Source organism: Candidatus Methylomirabilis sp., from assembly GCA_036000645.1.
GTDB lineage: Bacteria > Methylomirabilota > Methylomirabilia > Methylomirabilales > JACPAU01 > JACPAU01.
Genome location: DASYVA010000014.1, coordinates 1 through 1,624, shown reverse-complemented (window position 1 = coordinate 1,624; position 1,624 = coordinate 1). Strand labels below are relative to the sequence as shown.

1 protein-coding gene is annotated in these 1,624 nt (G+C 67.4%); it reads left to right on the top strand.

Going from position 1 to position 1,624, the window contains the following annotated elements; all coding sequences use genetic code 11:
* Window positions 1-686 (top strand): PDZ domain-containing protein (locus VGT06_00450; GenBank protein HEV8661603.1); only part of this gene is annotated, 686 nt, incomplete at its 5' end.
* Window positions 687-1,624: the final 938 nt, after the last annotated feature.

The following is a 1,624-nucleotide window of genomic DNA, read 5'->3' as shown; positions in this document are numbered from 1 at the left end:
TCCCGGGCTGGCGCTTCGCCGGCACGGTGCTGCTCCAGGAGCTCCACTACCGGTACAAGGTCGTTGACCGCATCTTGCACCCGGATCCGGTCCTGGTGGCGCTGGAGGGCCTGCGGGCCATCTTAGAGGTCGAGGTGCTGCGCTCCCCTGAGCCAATCCCGCCGGACTCTCCTGAGGAGGCAGCCGCCCGGGCGCTAGTGGACGCGGGTGCCTCTGGGGCCGCGGGTCCCCTCGGCCCGGCCCCCACCCCTCCGGCCCGGGCCATGCTCGACGGGGACCTGCTCGAGAAGGTCAGGGTCCAGCCGCTCGGCCGCGGGGAATATGAGATAAACACTGCCGACGTGGAATCCCTCCTGGAGAACGCCGGACGCGTCCTGGCCGACCTGGAGCCTTTCGTCATGCCCACCCTCTCTCTAAAGACAGGGTTCCAGTACCAAGTCACCTCGGCGGCGGCCGATGGGGTCTTGAGTCGGCAGGGATTCACGGTGACCGCCCCGAAGCTCGCCGAGCGGGCCGGGCTCCAAGTGGGTGACACGATCCTGAACGTCAACGGGCAGCCCGTGGACGGCTTCGCCAGTCTCTATCGGATCTTCCAGGCGGTGCGCCGGGACTCGGCCCTCCGCACGGTCCAGGTGGAGCTGGAGCGCCGGGGGAGCCGGCTCACCCAGACCTACCGGATTCGGTGAGGGCCGCTCCCCGGCACCGGATGACGGGCTGGCACGGGAGAGGGGCCAGCAGCTCCTGGGGGGCGGCGGAAGCCGATCCGCTTCAGGTCTCATCATCCTGGGGACGAGTACCGCGTTCACCTTGTCCATTGAAGTCCTGTTGAAGTCCTGTGAACTCGTGGAAGTCCCAGGGAATAGCGCGCTGGGGAACCCCGCGACCATGCAGCTGCCACGCGAGGTGGGACCCGAACGCGGGGCACTAGTCGGTTTTGGTCCGCATGGACCGCGCCGGCGGACGCTGGCGCCGCATTATGGAGGAGGCGATTGGCGACCTGACGGAGGAGTAGTCGGAAATCCATCGCAGGCGGTGCCGGATCGCCTCATCAATGACCGTATTCTGGCAGATGCCCTGGGCCAGCTCGAGACGTTTCATATCAACCTGAACCGAGTGGGCGGGCAGATGGCGCTCTCGCCGGGGCGCGTGCGCTCGCGCGCCAGGGAGCCATAAGGCCCCGGATGGCCCTGAAGGCCCCTGGTAATGGCGGCCAGAAGAGCCCTGGCGGGGCTTCCCGAACGGTCGTGGAGTCGGGCGAGGTCGGCTAGGGGACACCTAGCCAGCGGGACCCAGAAGTGGGTGAGCTGGATGCTGTAGATCTGGCTCACATTGCCAATTACCTGCTCGTAGTGCTCGACTATTCGGAGGCCCGGCTTCGGCCGCCGGACTTGTTCGCGCGCGTTGGTAGCCTGTCCCCTCCCGTATCCTCCTCTAGCGCCAGTAGTAGGTCGGTGCCAACACGATAGCCCTCGATACCGGTCCATTCTGGTCCCTTCTGGCTCACAGTGCTCCCGCTTCTTACCTCCCCTCCCCCGTTGCATTCTCAGCCCCCCCGGCCAACCCCCGCAGGCTCTACCGCCCCCCGCGGCCATAGCCCCGGTCTCCGGCTTCCCCCTCCAACCTC